Raw genomic sequence first — 15,820 nt, 5'->3', positions numbered from 1 at the left:
GACCGGGACGGGGCCGCTCACCAGGGCGGTCGGTAGCCCGTCGTCAGCTTGTCGCCGCCGCGGCGCCACTTCGGCTCCTTGTCCACCGTGTGCGCGGTGACCGACCGGAGTCTGCGGACCAGCGCGCCGTACGCGGTGCTGGCTTTGCTGGACACCTTGGCGCCGGGAGGTTCGTCCATGAACGGCATGAACTTGTCGGGGAAGCCCGGCATGGTGCAGGCGATGCAGATGCCGCCCACGTTCGGGCAGCCGCCGATGCCGTTCATCCAGCCGCGCTTGGGAACGTTGCACTTGACGACCGGACCCCAGCAGCCGAGCTTGACCAGGCATTGGGGCGAGTCGTAGGTGTGGGCGAACTGGCCCTGCTCGTAGTACCCGGCCCGGTCGCAGCCCTCGTGCACGGTGGCGCCGAAGAGCCAGGTCGGGCGCAGCTTGTCGTCCAGTGGGATCATCGGGGCCGAGCCGGCCGCCTGGTAGAGCAGGTAGGTGAGGGTCTCCGAGAAGTTGTCCGGCTGGATCGGGCAGCCGGGCACGCACACGATCGGGATGCCGGCCTTCGAGGTCCAGTCCCAGCCGAGGTAGTCGGGCACACCCATGGCACCCGTGGGGTTGCCCTCCATCGCGTGGATGCCGCCGTACGTGGCACAGGTGCCGATGGCGACGACGGCCAGCGCCTTGGGGGCGAGCCGGTCGATCCACTCGCTGGTGGTGATGGGCTGCCCGGTCTCGGGGTTGTCGCCGAATCCGGACCAGTAGCCCTCGGGCTTGATGTCCTCGTTGGGGATCGAGCCCTCGACCACCAGGACGAAGGGGTCGATCTCACCGCGCTCGCCCTTGAAGAACCACTCGATGAAGGTGTCCGCGCCTCCGACGGGGCCGCATTCGAAGTCGATCAGGGGCCAGTGCACGGCGATCTTGGGCAGACCGGGCAGCACGCCCATCACGATCTCCTCGATGCTCGGCTGCATCGCGGCCGTCAGGGAGACGGAGTCGCCGTCACAGCTCAGCCCGGCGTTGATCCAGAGGATGTGGATCGGGGGGTCCTCGACCGGGTCCTGCGTCGCTGTGTCCATGGGATACCTCCTCGGGGAGGGATTGCGGGGTTGGGTGCGGGGAGGGTCGGCGTGGCCGCGCCCCACCCTTCTTGCTAACAGCCGACCGCTCCGGGTGCCGCGTCTTGTACGGCCGATCCAGTGACGGTGCGCGGCCCCGGGGGCCGCGCGGGTACGGGCCGGGCGTCCGCGGCGCGGGCGAGGTGCGGCGGGGTGCCGGCGGGGGTCTCCTTGCGTACGAACGCCCGGCGCAGGGCGTGGTACGGGGCCTGGGGGTCGAAGAAGGTGCGGTACATCACGGCGAGCTCGGCCTCCCGGTAGGACGCGAGCGGGCGGACCGCCTCGTCGAGGTCGCGCCGGACCTTCTTGGCGGCGATCCGGGACTGCGTGGCGGGCCGGCCGGCCAGTCCCGCCGCCAGCCGGGCGGTCTCGGTCGCGAAGTCCTGGGGCGAGCAGGCGAGCGTACGGTCGGCCAGGCCGAGCCGGAGCGCGGCGGCGGCGCTGAGCGGCAGGGCCTCGCCGGTGAGGCGCTCGGCGGCCTCGGCGCCGACGCGGCGCGGCAGGGTGTACGTCCAGTACTCCGAGCCGTGCAGGCCCATCAGGCGGTAGTGGGGGTTCAGCACGGCCCCCGCGCGGCACCAGACCTCGTCGGCGGCGAGGGCGAGCATGGCCCCGCCGGCGGCGGCGTTGCCCCCGAGGGCGGCCACCACCAGCCGGTCGGTGGTGGTGAGGACGGCTTCCACCAGGTCGTTCATGGCGTTGATGTTGGCCCAGGACTCCTCGGCCGGATCGCCGGCCGCCTCGATGACGCCCAGGTGGATGCCGTTGGAGAAGAAGTCGCGGCCGCCGCCGAGGACGAGGACCGAGGTGGGGCGGGTGCACGCGGCGCGGTAGGCGTCCAGCAGGCGCCGGCACCGCTCGGTGCTCATCGCGCCGCCGGGGAAGGAGAACGACAGGAAGCCGGCCTGCCCCTCCTCGCGGTAGCCGATGTCGGACCAGGTACGGCCCTCGGCGGCGGCCTCCGGGTCGGCCGGGAGCTCCGGCAGCGCGGGCAGCCTGTCGCCGAGGGCGAGGGTGGCGGGCAGCTTGAGGGGGGCCGGCCCGCCCGGCACGCGGCGGGCCCGCAGTTCCGGGATCCACACGGCGCCGTCGGCGGTGGCCCGGCAGACCGCGCCCGCCCGGCTGGCCAGCAGCGCGCCGGGGCGGCCGCGCAGGCCCTCGCCGGGGTGGACGGGGCGGCCGCCGTGCAGGTACCACTCGACGCCGAGCAGCTCGTCCCGTACGCCGGGCTGGGAGTCCGCGGCCCGCAGCAGCCGCAGGACGCGCTCGGTGGGATCGGTCGCCCAGTCGATGCGGCGCTCCTCCTGGCGCAGGTAGGGCCGGGTGCGGGCGGCGGTGTCGTTTTGGGGGGCGGGGGTGTGGGTGCCGGAGGCGTAGCGGTCCACGGCCAGCAGGACGGCCTCCAGGGCCGCGTCGGAGATCTCACCCCGGTAGAGGTCGCTCTTGCCGACCTCGGGCACGGGGCACTCGACGCAGGCCCACACGTCACCGGCGTCCATCTCCGCTTCGGCCTGCAGGACCGTGACGCCCCACCGGGTCTCCCCGTCCTGGACGGCCCGGTCGACCGACGAGGGGCCCCGGTCTCCCAGCGGCCCCGGATGGACGATCAGGCAGGTGCGGGAGGCCCAGACCTCCCGGGGGACGGCCGTCTTCAGCATCGGGGCGAGGACGAGGTCGGGATCGTGGCGGTGGACGGCAGCGGCCAGGTCCGTTCCCGGCAGGGCGAGCTCCACCGCGACGCGGTGGCCGTGGTCGCGCAGTTCCGCGTGGACCCGCTGCGTGAGGCTGTTGAACGCGCTGGCGACGAGCAGGACGTACACGTGGTCTCCAAGCGGCGGCAGGGGCCGCGACGGCGCGGCACCCGGCCTGATCGGCGGTTCGTGACCGGCACCCGACCGGCGCCTGAGATGGTCGGCCACACCGCAGGGGCCAGGTCCGCAGCCGTGCGGTGGTGTCACTCGGACGCGCTGCCGCGCGGAGCCACTCGGGCGCACGGCACGGGGCCGTACGCGCCCCGGTTCGCCCGCCGGTCGGGTCCCGGCCGGTCGGGCCGCCGGGGACCCGGCGAGTCGGGCCGCCGGGGGGGCGGCGAGTCGGGCTGCCGGCCGGTCGGGCCGCCCGCCGGGCTACTCGCCGGGCGGTGGCTCGTCGGCGGTGGTGGGCGCGTCGGCCGCCGCCGGGTCCAGGATCCGGTTCAGGAAGTTCCTGGTCCGCTCGTGCGCCGGGCTGCCGATCACCCGGGCGGCCGGTCCCTGCTCGACGATCACACCGCCGTCCATGAACACGACCCGGTCGGCCACCTCGCGGGCGAAGCTCATCTCGTGGGTGACGACCATCATCGTCATCCCCTCGTCCGCCAGGATCCGCATCACCGACAGCACCTCGCCGACGAGTTCGGGGTCGAGGGCCGAGGTCGGCTCGTCGAAGAGCATCACCTCCGGGCCCATCGACAGCGCCCGGGCGATCGCCACCCGCTGCTGCTGGCCGCCGGACAGCTGCGCCGGGAACGCTTCCGCCTTGTCCGCGAGGCCGACGCGCGCCAGGTTGTCCCGGGCCACCGCGGCGGCCTGCGCCTTGTCCCGGCCCAGCACCCGGCGCTGCGGCAGGGTGAGGTTCCCGGTGACGCTGACGTGCGGGAAGAGGTTGAACTGCTGAAAGACCATGCCGATCCGGCGGCGCACGGCGTCGATGTCCACGTCCAGGTCGGTGACCTCCGTACCGCCGACGAACACCTGCCCCCCGCTCGGCTCCTCCAGCAGGTTCACACAGCGCAGCAGGGTCGATTTGCCGGAGCCGGACGGGCCGATGACGCACACCACCTCACCGCGCGCGATCTCCAGGTCGATGCCGCGCAGGACGTGGTTGTCCCCGAAGGACTTGTGCAGCCCCCGGATCACGATCTCCGGCCCGTCGGCCGGCCGCGTGTCCGCCGACTCGGTCTTCTGTGGCATCTCGTCCTCACGTGGCCTTGTCCGCGCGGGCTTCGAGGCGGCGCACCACAAAGCTCAGGGGAATGGTCACGAGGAGGTAGCACAGTCCCGCGACCAGGATGGGGGTGGAGTTGGCGGTCTCGCTCGCGAGGTCCCGGCCGAATTTCGTCAGTTCCCGTTCCTCCAGGGTCACGCCCAGGAAGAGCACCAGTGAGGAGTCCTTGAACAGCAGGACCAGCTCGTTGGTGAGCGGGGGGATGACGATGCGGAACGCCTGCGGAATGATCACCGTGACCATGGCGCGGGCGTGCGAGAAGCCCAGCGAGCGGGCCGCCTCCATCTGGCCCTTGGGGACGGCCTGGATGCCCGCCCGGATGGTCTCCGCCATGTAGGCGGCGGCGACCAGACCCAGACCGAGCGCGACCTTGCCGTACGTGCCGCCGGGGATCTCCGTGCCGGGGAACGCCAGGGGGACGGCCACGCCCACGAAGATGAAGATCAGCAGCGCGGGCAGGCCGCGGAACAGTTCGATGTAGACGACGGCGAGCCACCGGTACGGGGCGACCGACGAGAGCCGCATCATCGCGATGACCAGGCCGAGTACCAGACCGAAGACGAAGCCCGACAGCGTGTACACGACCGTGTTGCGCAGGGCGAGGGTGATGATCTCGGGGAAGAGCCGTGCGGCCAGGTCCGTCTGCGCGAACTGGTTGCGCAGCCGGCCCCAGTCGGCGAGGACACCGACCAGGACCAGCGCGGCCACGAAGACCGTGTACTGGATGCCCTGCGAGACGCGGCGCCGCTGGCGCCGCGTCAGCCGGGAGGTCACGCAGTGGCCTGGGGCAGCGGGCCGATCCACTGCTCGTAGAGCTTCTTGTAGGTGCCGTCGGCCTTGGCGGTCATGATCGCCTTGTCGATCGCGGCCAGGAGGGCGGCATTGCCCTTCTTCACCGAGAAGCCGTACTGCTCACCGGTCTCGATGTTCTCACCGAGGACGAACTCCTCGGCGTTCTTCTTGTCCTTGAGCCATCCCTGGACGACGGGGTAGTCGATGACGACGGCGTCGACCTGCCCGGTGCGCAGCCCGTTGAGCACCGCGTCGGAGCTCTCGAAGGCGACCGGGTTGAGCCCTTGGGACCGGGCGTAGCTCTCGCCGGTCGTCTCGGCCTGCGCCCCGAGCTTCTTGTTCTTGAGGTCGGCGAGGGTGGTCACACCGCTCTTCTTGGTCGCGAGGAGCGCCTGGGTGGCGTCGAAGTAGGGGACGCTGAAATCGACGTTCTTCTTCCGCTCGTCGGTGATCGTCATTCCGGCGGCGGCGAGATCGCACTCGCCGGAGTTCAGGAAGGCGCCCGTCTTGAAGTTCTCGAACGGAGTGTCGAGGATCTTCTGCTCGACCTTGAGCTCGGCCGCCACCAGGTCGACGAGGGCCACGTCGAACCCGACGACCTTGCCGCTCTGTTCGAACTGGAACGGCGGGTACGGCAGGTGGGTGCAGGTGGTCAGCTTGCCCTTCTCGACGACGGGCACCCCGCCGGCCGCCTCCCCCGGTTCCTCGCCGGAGGAGCAGCCCGCGATGAGGAGCACGGCCGCCGCGGCGGCGCCGGACGCGGCGCGGAAGCGGAACCGGCTGCGGTGACTGCGCTGTCCTACGGCCGTCCAGGACACGTTGACCTCCACGGGGTGCGGGGCGGGGGACGGTCACGACGAGACCGCCGGTCGAGATCGTAAGCCCCTCGCGCCGCCGGGCAAGGGACCCCTGGCCCCGGGGCGTCCCGGGTGGCGCGTTCCCGTCGGTGGCGACCGTCGGGCTTCGGCCACGGCCACCGGCCGGCCCCTCCCCGTACGGCGCCGGTGGCGGTGGCCGTTCGCTCCCGACCACCGGTCACCGCGCGCCGCGGACCGAGCGGTGCGGCGCGATCACGCCATGCACGGCCTTGTCGGCAGGGGCCGAAATGTACACATCATTTCAGTCCGGGCCGCTCGCCCCGCCGGGTCACATGCCGGCGGCGTCCACCACGGCGCCCAGGTCCACGAACTTGAATCCGGTCGACTCGCGCGGTTCGCCCTCGCCGTCGACGGCGCCGGGGGTCTCGTGTCCGTCCTGGACGACCAGCAGCCCGCGGGGATAGCGGTCGCCCAGGGGGGCGTTGAGCACGGCGGCGCCGTCGCACTCCTGCACGCCGTCGAGCATTCGGGTGGCCGCCCCGATCCGGAAGCCGCCCTCGTACTCGTTGTGCTCGTCGATCTCGCGGTCGTAGAGGACGAAGGAGTCGTCGCCCTGGCCGGAGGCGAGGAGGTAGCCGTCGCCGTCGCGCTCCTGGAACAGGGTCAGGCCCTCGACGTCCGCCGCGAGCCGCGTGCCGCCGTAACCGGGGTCCGCGCCGGGGACGCACTCCTCGCTCTCCTCGTCGTACACCCCGGGGACGCCGTACTCCTTCACCTTGTCGACGAGTACCGGGGCGCCGGTGAGGTCGGCCCGCACCCGCCAGATACCCACGTCCTCCTGGCCCGCGTACAGCGTGCCGTCGGCCGGGTCGACCACCATGCCCTCGACCTGGGGCAGTTCACCGGGCTCGGCGCAGGGGGTCCAGGTGCTGCGGTCGGGAAGGCGGAAGGAGGCGGGCAGGTCGAGGGTGCGCACCGTCCGGTACCCGACCGTGCCGGTGCCGGTCGGCCGGAGTTCGAGCAGGGCGATCCGGGTCCGGTTGCGCTGGCTGACCAGGGCGTAGGACCGGCCGGTGGCCCGGTCCTTCCAGGTGGCCAGCCCGTACGCGGTCTTCTGCTCGTTGACCTCGGCCTGGTCCGCGGAGAACACGGCGGGGGCCGCCGCGTCCGTCACGTCCGTCAGCGGAGCGCCGGGGCGCGACGGGTCGATGCGGTAGAACCGCAGGCGGTCGTGGCCGCGGTCGCTCACCACCGCCACGTCGGCCGGTCCGGACGTCAGCCGCAGGCCGGGGATGATGTCGACGTTGTTGAACCGCCCGGGCGCGTCGCCGGACGCGCCGGGGGGCGGGGCGGGTACCGACTGCACCAGTCGGGCGTCCAGGTCGTAGACCCGGAGGCCGCCCTCCTTGACGGTGGCGACGACCAGGCTGCGCCCGGGATCGTTGGCGTTCCGCCAGATGGCGGGGTCGTCCGCGTTGGCGTTGCCTCCCTCCTCGTCGTCGTAGAGGGCGGCGGTCTCCGCCGCGGGGCGCACGGTGGGGGGCGCGGACGCGCCCGCCTGCGCGGGGGACGCGAGGAGGGCGATCACCGCCGTGCCCGCGGTCGCTGCGATCAGGAGCCTGGAACGGGCGTTTCTCACGGGCGCTTCCTTGGGGACGTAGGGACGGCAGGTTGCCGATGGGCCGTGGGAGAGCATGGGGAGGGCAGGCGGCACCCTGCCGTCCACCAAGTGATGCGGCCGTGTGCGACGCGTGAATTCACCCTGCCGGACGCCCGGTTGCCCGCGGGCTCGCGGCCCCGGGTCCGGATCGCGGCGCGCCGTCGAACGGCAGGACCTCCCGCGCGACCTGGGCAAACCGAATTTCACGCCGCCCGGCTCGCATACGATCTTGGCGGGATCCGGGAACCGGATCCACGGGAGGGAACCATGGGATTCATAGACACCAACGGCATCGACCTGTCCGGAGCTACGGGGAAGCTCCTCCAGACGATGCCCCTGACGAAGAACCCCGCGCCGCAGGCCTTCGCCACGGACACGGTGAACGGGCACGTCTTCGTCCTCCAGTTGGAGAGCTCCGCCGGGGCCCCCGCCGGGAACATGTACCTCAACCGGCTCGACCGGAAGACCGGTCAGCTGACCGGCAGCATGTCCCTCAAGGGGTTCGGACACGGAATCTCGCTGGGGGCTCAGCCGGTCGGGGCCGACACGTACCTGTGGACCGAGGTCGGTCCGGTCCACCCCAATGACGGGGTCAGCAACGGCTTCGGCACGGCGGTCACCCGGTTCGCCTTCGTCAACGGCGCGACGCTGGACCAGGCGGACGTGCCCGCGGCCAAGAAGTTCTGCCCCACGGGCGCACGCCAGACCGGCCCGTCCGTCGACCTCGCCAACAACACCTTGACGATCGTGTACAGCAAGTCGAGCGTGCGGCACTTCACCCGCTACGACCTGACCAAGGCGACGAACGGCGAGTGGGTCGAGGTGGGTGGGACGTTCACCATGCCCGCCGGCTCGGAGACGGGTCTCACCTTCCAGGGCTACACGACCCTGAACGGGGTGCTGTACGTCTATCAGTGGAAGAAGGATCCGGTCACCACCTATCCGGGAACCGCGTACATCACCTCGTACTCGCTGGACACGAAGGCGAAGCTGGACTCCCAGGTCGTCACCGGCGCCGACGGCCTGGAGCGGCGCGAGCCGGAGGGCCTGGCCGTCGAGGTCGATCCCGGGACCGGCCGGACCCGGCTGCTGTTCGGCTTCAGCGACACCGTCCCCGGTACCACGGGGCGGCGCAACGTCACCATCGGCTGGTACCCGACCGTGCCCCCGGTCGACGGGGTGCAGGGGCTGACCGGCTGGGAGGACCTGACCCTCGCCACCGGCGTCGGCGTCGCGGGCGGCGAGGTTCCGCGCGGCCGGCTGGTCGTCATCGCCGGCACCACGTACCTCCAGCTGCGCGGCAGGGTCAACTGCGGCCTGACGGGCGACGCCGTCATCGCGACGCTCCCGCAGTCGCTCCGGCCCACCCGGCCCGCCCGGCAGAGCGTGCCGCGCAACATGAACCTGGGGCGCGGGGTGTGCCAGCTGGAGGCGAACCGGCTCGGCGAGCTGTGGGCGTACGGCGCCGCCGCCGACAACGCGATCACCTGGATCGACCTCGACTGCGTCTCCGTCAGCTGGCGATGACGCAGCCCGACTCCGGCCCCCGGCCGCCCGAACCACACCACTCTTCGCGATCCGGAGGATCCACCATGACCACGCGCACCACCAGCCGCCGTTCCCTGCTCGCCGCCGCCGTCGCCGCCCCGGCGGGCGCCGTCGGCGCGTCCCTGCTCACGAGCACGCCTGCCGCCGCATCGACCCCCAGCGGCGCCCACGCCGTGGTGGACTGGGCGGACATCGCCCTGGCGGCGGGCGTCACCGCCTTCACCGGCGAGACCCCCCAGGCCCGCGTGGTGAGCATCGCGGGCACCGAGTACCTCCAGCTGCGCGGCAGGATCACCTGCGACTTCGCGGTCGACTCCCCGCTCGGCACCCTGCCGGCGACGATCCGTCCGCCGAAGACGACCCGCGGCGTCTGCCCGCGCAACAACAACACGGGCATCAACTCCACCCGGGTCGAGGCCGAAACCTCCGGCCGGATCATGGTCTACGGCCCCCAGGCCGCGAACAGGGCCACCTGGATCCAGCTGGACAGCTTCTCGTCCGTGATGCGCTGACCTCGGGCGGGCGGGCGGGGACGGGCAGGGCAGGACCCCGCCCCCGTCGGCGTACGGCCCCCAGCAGGTCGGCCTCCGCGCGGACGGTTCCGGTCCTGATCCGTGGGTCTCCTCGGGACGCGGTCAGCCGCGCCGGATGGCGTTCACCAGTCCGGCGACCAGGTTCGCCCGTTCCGTCATGGCGTCGACCACCAGGTACTCGTGGTCGGCGTGGGCTCCGCCCCCGACCGCTCCGAGCCCGTCGAGGGTCGGCACTCCCAGCGCGGCGGTGAAGTTGCCGTCGCTCCCGCCGCCGACCGCCTTGCCTTCGAGGCCGGGGAGCAGCCTCTGCGCCACGGCGAAGAGCTCGGCGGACGCCGACTCGGGCATCGGGGGGCGGCCGATGCCTCCCTGTACGGCGATCTCGGCCTCGTCCAGGTGCGGCGTGAGGGCCGCCAAGGCGGCCTCGACGCGTTCCCCTTCGTCGGCCGACTCGACGCGGACGTCGACGACGACGAGCGCCTGCGCCGGGACGACGTTGTCCAGCGTTCCGGCGGAGGCGACGGTCGGAGTGACCGTCGTGCCGCTGCCGGGCCGGCCGAGCGCCACGATGTCCAGTACCTGGTGCGAGGCCTCGATCAGGGCGTTGACCCCGGCCGCGGGCTCCAGGCCCGCGTGCGACGCCCGCCCCTTGACGGAGACCTGGAAGGTGCCGCAGCCCTTGCGGCCGGTCTTCAGGGCGCCGCCGTCGGCGGCGCCCTCCAGCACCAGTACGGCCCCGCAGGCCAGGGCCCGTTCCTCGACGAGGGCCCGGGAGGCGGGGGAGCCGACCTCTTCGTCGGCGGTCACCAGGATCTCGACGCCCGACCGGTCGTCGAGCGCCGCCAAGCCGTGGACGCCCTGCACCAACCCGCCCAGCATGTCGAAGACCCCGGGGCCGGTGGCGTGCCCGCCCTCGACCTTGAACGGGCGCCGCGCGAGGGTGCCGAGCGGGAACACCGTGTCGTGGTGGCCGAGGATCAGCACCTTCGGGTCGCCGCCGGCCGACCAGTGGACGTGGGGCCCCGCCTCGCTCTCCACGAGGACGGCATGCCCACCGAGACGGTTCTCGATGACGGCGGCGACGGCTTTGGCCGAGGCCACCAGGGCGTCTCGGTCGCGAGAGGGGGACTCCACTTCCACGAGGGTCCTGAGGTCCTCGATCATCGCGTCGGAACTCACCTGAACGGTCCGCTGCATCGTCATGCCGAAAGGGTAAACGGCGCCCCTTCGCCGTGGGCGGGCGGCCGGGCGGCCCGGTCCAGCCGGACGCGCTGCTCCTCGTCGAGCACCAGGGTGGCGGCGGCCGCGGAGTCCCGTACGGTCTCGGGCCGGCTCGCGCCGGGGATCGGTACGACGACGGGCGAGCGGGTCAGCAGCCAGGCGAGGGCCACCCGCTGCGGACTCACGCCGAGTTCGGCGGCGACCGCGTGGAAGGCGGTACCCGCCGAGGTGGGCCCGGACGGCCCGTCCAGGGCGCTGCGCGAGAGGCCCCCGAGGGGGCTCCACGCCAGGAACGCGAGGCCCAGTTCGGTGCACAGGCGCAGTTGGGGCTCGCTGTCGCCGACGGCCGGGGAGTACTGGTTCTGTACGGAGACGAGCCGGTCGCCGAGGATCGCGCGGGCCTCGGTGATCTGCCCGGCGCTGACGTTGGAGAGTCCGGCCGCACGGATCTTCCCCGCGTCGGCGAGTTCGCGCAGCGCGCCCACCGACTCGGCCCAGGGCACCGCCGGGTCGGGCTTGTGCAGTTGGTACAGCCCGATGGCGTCCACGCCGAGCCGGCCGAGGGAGGCTTCGCAGGCCCGCCGCAGGTGCTCGGGGCGGCCGTCCACGGTCCAGGAGCCGTCGCCGGGGCGGCCCCGTCCGCCCTTGGTGGCGATCACGACGGCGGCGCGGTCGCCACCGGTCCGACCGGCCAGGGCGCGGGCGACCAACCGCTCGTTGTGGCCGGCCTCCCCCGCGTGCCAGTGGTAGGAGTCGGCGGTGTCGATGAGGGTGACACCGGCGTCGAGCGCCGCGTGCACGGTGGCGACGGCGCGCGCCTCGTCGGGCCGGCCCTCGACGGACAGGGGCATCGCGCCGTACCCGATCGGGGCGGTCCGGAGCGTGCCGAGCGGGCGGTCACACATGACGGCCTCCGGCCTCCTGGGCCGCGTGGACGGTCTCGACCACGGCTCCCGGCATCCAGTCGGTGACCTGCCCGAAGTCGAAGCCGAGTCGGGTCGCCCTGCCGTTGTCCATGGCGTACCCGCGGTCGAACGAGAAGGGTGACGCGGCGGCGCCGGGGGCGACGGTCTCGTACCGGGGGCGGCGGCCGACGTGTGCGGCGACGAGCTCGCAGAGTTCGGTGACCGTGAGGGTGCCGTGCGAGCAGGCGTTGACCGGGCCGGTGAAGGACGCCCCGGCCGCCCACCGCAGGAACTCGGCGGTCTCCCGGTAGTGGGCGAAGGAGGTCGGGTAGGGGTTCTCGTGGACGGCGACGGGGACGCCGGAGGCGATGCGCTCCGCGTAGTGCGCGAGCCGCCCGGTGAACTCCCGTCGGCCTCCGCCCAGTACGTGCGCCGTCCGGACGGACACGAAGGGGAACGCGGGGTCGGTGAGGAAGACCGCCTCGGCCTGCCGCTTGCCCTCCGCGTAGGCCGTCGCCTCCTCCGCTCCGGCCGCGATGCCCGGCGCGGGGGCGCCGGCCGGGTCCACGTGCTCCTCGGTGAGCGGCGCTCCGGAGAGGGAGTCCGCCCGGCCGGAGGGGAGGGTCGTCGGGTGCGCGGGGAGGGTCGCAGGGTGCGCGGGGAGGGTCGCAGGGTCGTACACCTCGATGGTGGACGTCATGACGTAGCGGCCGGTGCGGCCGGCGAAGACCCGGCGGGCGGTCCGTGCCTGCTCCGGCCCGTAGCAGACCTGATCGACGACGGCGTCGAAGGTGCGGGACCCGAGGGCGGCGCCCAACTGCCGTTCGTCGTCGCGGTCGGCGACCACGTGGTCGACACCGGGCGGCGGCGCGACGCTGCCCCGGTTGACCACCGTCACCTCCGCTCCGGCGTCGCGGAGCAGGGTGACGAGGTCCTTGCCGAAGTACCGGCTTCCGCCGATCACGCATACGTTTCGCATGCCCCGAGTCTGTCGGGGCCACGGCCCCGGCAGAACTGGTCACTCACTGAACGGGTATGAAGCAGAACTGATGACCCGGGTCAGGCCGCGCCCGCGTTCGCCTCCTTGAACGCCTCGGTCATGTCGGCCGTCTCGGCGGCGGGCGGTGCGGCGATCTCCTTGGCGGCGCCGAAGGAGAGGAAGTCCATCGAGACGTTGGTGGGACCGAAGACCTGGCTCAGGCGGGCCGGCATCCCCTTGTCGTCCACCCATACGTCCGTGACCAGCTCACCGCTGCCGCCCAGCGACTGGAACGTCGCCGCGACGTCCTTGCCCAGCTTGTCCGCCGGGATGGTGGCCTTGTAGTGGACGGTCGGCTTCCCGTTCACGTCCTCCTTGCCGACCTTGTCGACCCCCTTCGCCCACTTCAGCATCTTCAGGCCGGCGGTGGGGTCGTTGTTCGACCCGTTGAGGGAGGCCGCGCCCTTGTCCCCGAGGACCGCCGAGGCATCGAGCTTCAGCCAGGTCTTGCCCTTGAACTCGCCGGTCTCCGCCGGGTCGACCTGGTAGTAGTACGCGCCCTGGACGAGCCGGTAGGTGACCGTGCCGTCCTTGACGAGGTCTTCCATGTCGAGGTCGGCGGCCGGCATCTCGGCCTCCATCGCGAGGCCGTTGCCCCACGAGTAGGTGCCGGTCATCACCGTGGGCTTGCCACCGGTGTCGGGTGAGGTCACCGTCATCCTCACCTCGGCGGAGCCCGCCTGCGAGGCCGCGTCGGAGGCCTTGCCGAGGGAAGCGATCATCGCCTCGGCGGTATCGGCGGCCGAGTTGGCGGCCTGCGTGCCCGCGAGCGAACAGCCCGCCGCGCCTATCGACACGACCACGGCCGCCGCCGTGCCCACCAGTGTTTTCGCTGCCTTCATTGTTCCCACCCCTGAAAGATCCGGATGGGGGTCAATCTACCCGCGACCGCCGGCGAGCAGCTATTCGTTTCCGCTGCCGCTGCCGCGGCGGCGGGGGCGGTCAGCGGTCCGCGAGGTCCGAGGGGGCTTCCTGGACCGTCCAGCCGTTGCCGTCCGGATCCTCGAAGGACATGAACGAGTTCCAGGTGCCGCCCTTGCCCTCCGTCCAGCCCGCCTCGCCGACGTGCCGGATCGGCGAGACGTCCACGCCCCGGGCCACCAGTTCCTCCCGGGCGGCCTCGATGTCCGTGACGCACAGCTGGAGGCCCTGCAGGCTGCCGGGGGCCATCTGCTGCGTGCCGGGCGCGGCGGGCATGCCCTGGAGCATGGCGATCGAGCACCGCGAGCCGGACGGGCTCAGCTGGATGATGCGGACGCCGGGGGCGACCTCGTCGTCGAGGTCGAGGTTGAAGCCGACCTTGGCGGCGTAGAACTCCTTCGCCCGGTCCATGTCGGTGACGGGGACCGGTACGACTTCGAGTGTCCAGTTCATGGGGAGACTCCTCGGCAGTGGTTGCGGGCGGCGACGGTGGTGGCGGAATCCACCGTCGCTCACGACGCGTCCGTCGCGCACGTCGAAACGCCCGTGCCGCGCGGAATTCCGGTCCGGTGGTCACCGGGACCGCGGCCGGTCCCGTCCGCCCGGCAGGAGGAGCTCCGTCGCGAGGGCCGTCCGCTGGTGCAGCATCCAGCGGCCCGAGCGGTGCGAGGTGACCAGGTGGCAGCGGCGCAGGACGGCCAGGTGCTGGCTGACGGCCGCGCTGCTCACCCCCAGGTACGCGGCCAGTTGTGTGGTGGACACCGGCAGGTCGAGGTGCACCAGCAGGGCCGCCCTGCTGCGTCCCATCAGTTCGGCCAGCGGTTGCGGCCGCGCGTCGTCCCGAGCCGACCACAACTGGCCGATGCCGCGCGGCGAGTAGGTCAGCGTCGGCTGCCGCGGTGCGTTGTGCAGGACGAGGAGCCGCGGCCACGCGAAGACGCAGGGCACCAGGAGCAGTCCCGCGCCGGAGGCGGACCGCACCGCGTCGTGGCGGGGCTTGTCGATGTTCAGCCGGCCGGCGGCATAGGTGACCTCGGGGTGGAGGTCCTCGAAGACCCTGTCCAGGCCACCCGCGGTGAGCTGCTGCGCGCGGTGGGCGACATCGGCGTCGCTGAGGGAGCGCAGCCGCGGCCATACCGGCTCGATCGCCGCGCGCCAGTACGCGGCCATGGTCGCGACGAGTCGCGCCAGTTCGCGTTCCGGGTGTTCGTGGAGCGGGCGCAGCGGCTCCGGCAGGCCCTGGCCGGCTCGCAGCTCTTCGAGGGAGCACACCACCGCTTCCGCGGGTGTGGCGGCCACGGCGTCGAGTTCGTCGGCGAAGTGCCCGGTCATCGCCTCCGGCGGGGGTGCGAGGAAGTCCGCCACGAAGCGGGGTCCCCGGGTGAGCGCCGCCAGCACCCCGAGATCGAGCCCGGCGACCGCCGGCAGCGCCCGGGCCCGCCAGGGCCGGTGCAGGATGTGCTGCCCGCTGCCCGTCAGCACCGGAACGCTGTGCACGAGCTCTTCCAGCGGAGACAGGGCGAACCGTATGCGGGCCAGGTCGTCCGGCCCCAGCAGAAGCTGGATCACGCTCGCGAGCGTAGCGCCGCCGTGGATTAAGCAGGGGCGAAATCGTGGTGCGGGACCGGCCGCCGGGCCAAGCTCGTGCTCACCAACCCGTCCCTACCAGGGGGAAACATGTCGAAGTTACGCAGCCGGGTCCTGCAAGGGCTCCTCACCACCGCCCTGGCGGTGGGCACGCTCTTCGCCGCACCGGCCACGGCGTCCGCGTCCACGTGCGGGATCAACGCAGGGGGGCACCAGGGCTACTACATCTGCGAGTACGCGCCGACGCTCGTCCAGTGGCCCGACGGGCACTACCAGTGGTTCGTCGTCGGGACCGACAACCACGTCTACGACTCGACGCAGTGGGGCGCCGGAAGCCCGAACTGGGGCGCCTGGTACGACCTGGGCGGCGTCGCGAAGAGCTCGGTGGAGGTCACCTACCTGACGTCGTCCAGGATCGACCTCAGGGTCTGGGGCACCTACAACGGCTACTGGTGCAAGCGCTGGACCGGCTCGGGCGGCTGGACGAACTGGTGGGACTGCTGAGCACCTGGTCCTCACCACGGTCTCCGCGGACGCCTTGATCACGGTGGCGCACCCCGAAGACCACCCGGCGCCCCCACCCCATGAGCCGCGGGGACCGCCGTTCGCCGGACGGGTGGGCAACCGTCCGGCGAACGGGCAGCGGCGCCGTCAGTGCCGACCGGAGCCGCGCGGTCGCCGGCAAGCTCCGAGCACCGC

General features: G+C 72.6%; 15 protein-coding genes. 3 read left to right on the top strand and 12 right to left on the bottom strand.

The window, feature by feature from the left end:
* Nucleotides 1-17: 17 nt before the first annotated feature.
* The 6 genes from ACWFQ8_RS13950 to ACWFQ8_RS13925 all read right to left on the bottom strand — a co-directional run bounded on the left by ACWFQ8_RS13950 (nucleotide 18) and on the right by ACWFQ8_RS13925 (nucleotide 7,346).
* Entirely contained in the window at nucleotides 18-1,073 is a 1,056-nt protein-coding gene (locus tag ACWFQ8_RS13950; RefSeq protein ID WP_453786444.1) for an NADH-quinone oxidoreductase subunit B family protein, read from the bottom strand.
* A 74-nt stretch (nucleotides 1,074-1,147) separates the two neighbouring features.
* A complete protein-coding gene (locus tag ACWFQ8_RS13945) occupies nucleotides 1,148-2,932 on the bottom strand; it encodes an enoyl-CoA hydratase-related protein (protein WP_453786443.1) in 1,785 nt (594 codons plus the stop codon).
* 306 nt (nucleotides 2,933-3,238) lie between these two features.
* Nucleotides 3,239-4,063 (bottom strand): amino acid ABC transporter ATP-binding protein, encoded by an 825-nt coding sequence (locus ACWFQ8_RS13940; protein WP_453786442.1) that lies wholly within the window; start codon nucleotides 4,061-4,063, stop codon nucleotides 3,239-3,241.
* Nucleotides 4,064-4,070: 7 nt separating this feature from the next.
* The gene (locus tag ACWFQ8_RS13935) at nucleotides 4,071-4,901 is read right to left on the bottom strand and encodes an amino acid ABC transporter permease (protein ID WP_453786441.1); all 831 of its coding nucleotides are present in this window, start codon (nucleotides 4,899-4,901) and stop codon (nucleotides 4,071-4,073) included.
* Nucleotides 4,868-5,707 (bottom strand): ABC transporter substrate-binding protein, encoded by an 840-nt coding sequence (locus tag ACWFQ8_RS13930; protein ID WP_453786440.1) that lies wholly within the window; start codon nucleotides 5,705-5,707, stop codon nucleotides 4,868-4,870. The genes ACWFQ8_RS13935 and ACWFQ8_RS13930 overlap by 34 nt, the downstream gene beginning before the upstream one ends.
* A 328-nt stretch (nucleotides 5,708-6,035) precedes the next feature.
* Entirely contained in the window at nucleotides 6,036-7,346 is a 1,311-nt protein-coding gene (locus ACWFQ8_RS13925) for a phytase (RefSeq protein ID WP_453786439.1), read from the bottom strand.
* Nucleotides 7,347-7,634: 288 nt separating this feature from the next.
* On the opposite strand from ACWFQ8_RS13925, the gene ACWFQ8_RS13920 reads away from it, so the two are divergent.
* Nucleotides 7,635-8,894 carry a phage baseplate protein gene (locus ACWFQ8_RS13920; RefSeq protein ID WP_453786438.1) on the top strand — a complete coding sequence of 420 codons (1,260 nt, stop codon included), beginning with the start codon at nucleotides 7,635-7,637 and terminating at the stop codon, nucleotides 8,892-8,894.
* 65 nt (nucleotides 8,895-8,959) lie between these two features.
* Entirely contained in the window at nucleotides 8,960-9,427 is a 468-nt protein-coding gene (locus tag ACWFQ8_RS13915; protein ID WP_453786437.1) for a hypothetical protein, read from the top strand.
* Between the two features lie 123 nt (nucleotides 9,428-9,550).
* On the opposite strand, the gene ACWFQ8_RS13910 is transcribed toward ACWFQ8_RS13915, so the two are convergent.
* The 6 genes from ACWFQ8_RS13910 to ACWFQ8_RS13885 form a co-directional block, all read right to left on the bottom strand.
* Complete coding sequence (locus ACWFQ8_RS13910; protein ID WP_453786436.1) at nucleotides 9,551-10,651, bottom strand: M20 family metallopeptidase; 1,101 nt, start codon at nucleotides 10,649-10,651, stop codon at nucleotides 9,551-9,553.
* Complete coding sequence (locus tag ACWFQ8_RS13905; protein ID WP_453786435.1) at nucleotides 10,648-11,574, bottom strand: aldo/keto reductase; 927 nt, start codon at nucleotides 11,572-11,574, stop codon at nucleotides 10,648-10,650. The genes ACWFQ8_RS13910 and ACWFQ8_RS13905 overlap by 4 nt, the downstream gene beginning before the upstream one ends.
* On the bottom strand, nucleotides 11,567-12,553 hold the full coding sequence (locus tag ACWFQ8_RS13900; protein WP_453786434.1) for a reductase: 987 nt from the start codon (nucleotides 12,551-12,553) through the stop codon (nucleotides 11,567-11,569). The genes ACWFQ8_RS13905 and ACWFQ8_RS13900 overlap by 8 nt, the downstream gene beginning before the upstream one ends.
* 80 nt (nucleotides 12,554-12,633) lie before the next feature.
* Nucleotides 12,634-13,455 (bottom strand): hypothetical protein, encoded by an 822-nt coding sequence (locus ACWFQ8_RS13895; protein WP_453786433.1) that lies wholly within the window; start codon nucleotides 13,453-13,455, stop codon nucleotides 12,634-12,636.
* A 100-nt stretch (nucleotides 13,456-13,555) separates the two neighbouring features.
* A complete protein-coding gene (locus ACWFQ8_RS13890; RefSeq protein ID WP_453786432.1) occupies nucleotides 13,556-13,987 on the bottom strand; it encodes a VOC family protein in 432 nt (143 codons plus the stop codon).
* Nucleotides 13,988-14,107: 120 nt separating this feature from the next.
* Nucleotides 14,108-15,103 (bottom strand): DUF5937 family protein, encoded by a 996-nt coding sequence (locus tag ACWFQ8_RS13885; protein WP_453786431.1) that lies wholly within the window; start codon nucleotides 15,101-15,103, stop codon nucleotides 14,108-14,110.
* 108 nt (nucleotides 15,104-15,211) lie between these two features.
* Between ACWFQ8_RS13885 and ACWFQ8_RS13880 the strand changes: the two genes are divergently transcribed.
* A complete protein-coding gene (locus ACWFQ8_RS13880; RefSeq protein WP_453786430.1) occupies nucleotides 15,212-15,625 on the top strand; it encodes a hypothetical protein in 414 nt (137 codons plus the stop codon).
* Nucleotides 15,626-15,820 lie beyond the last annotated feature (195 nt).

The sequence above is a fragment of the Streptomyces sp. NPDC055254 genome (assembly GCF_053606025.1).
This window is presented reverse-complemented; position numbering and strand designations above follow the sequence as displayed.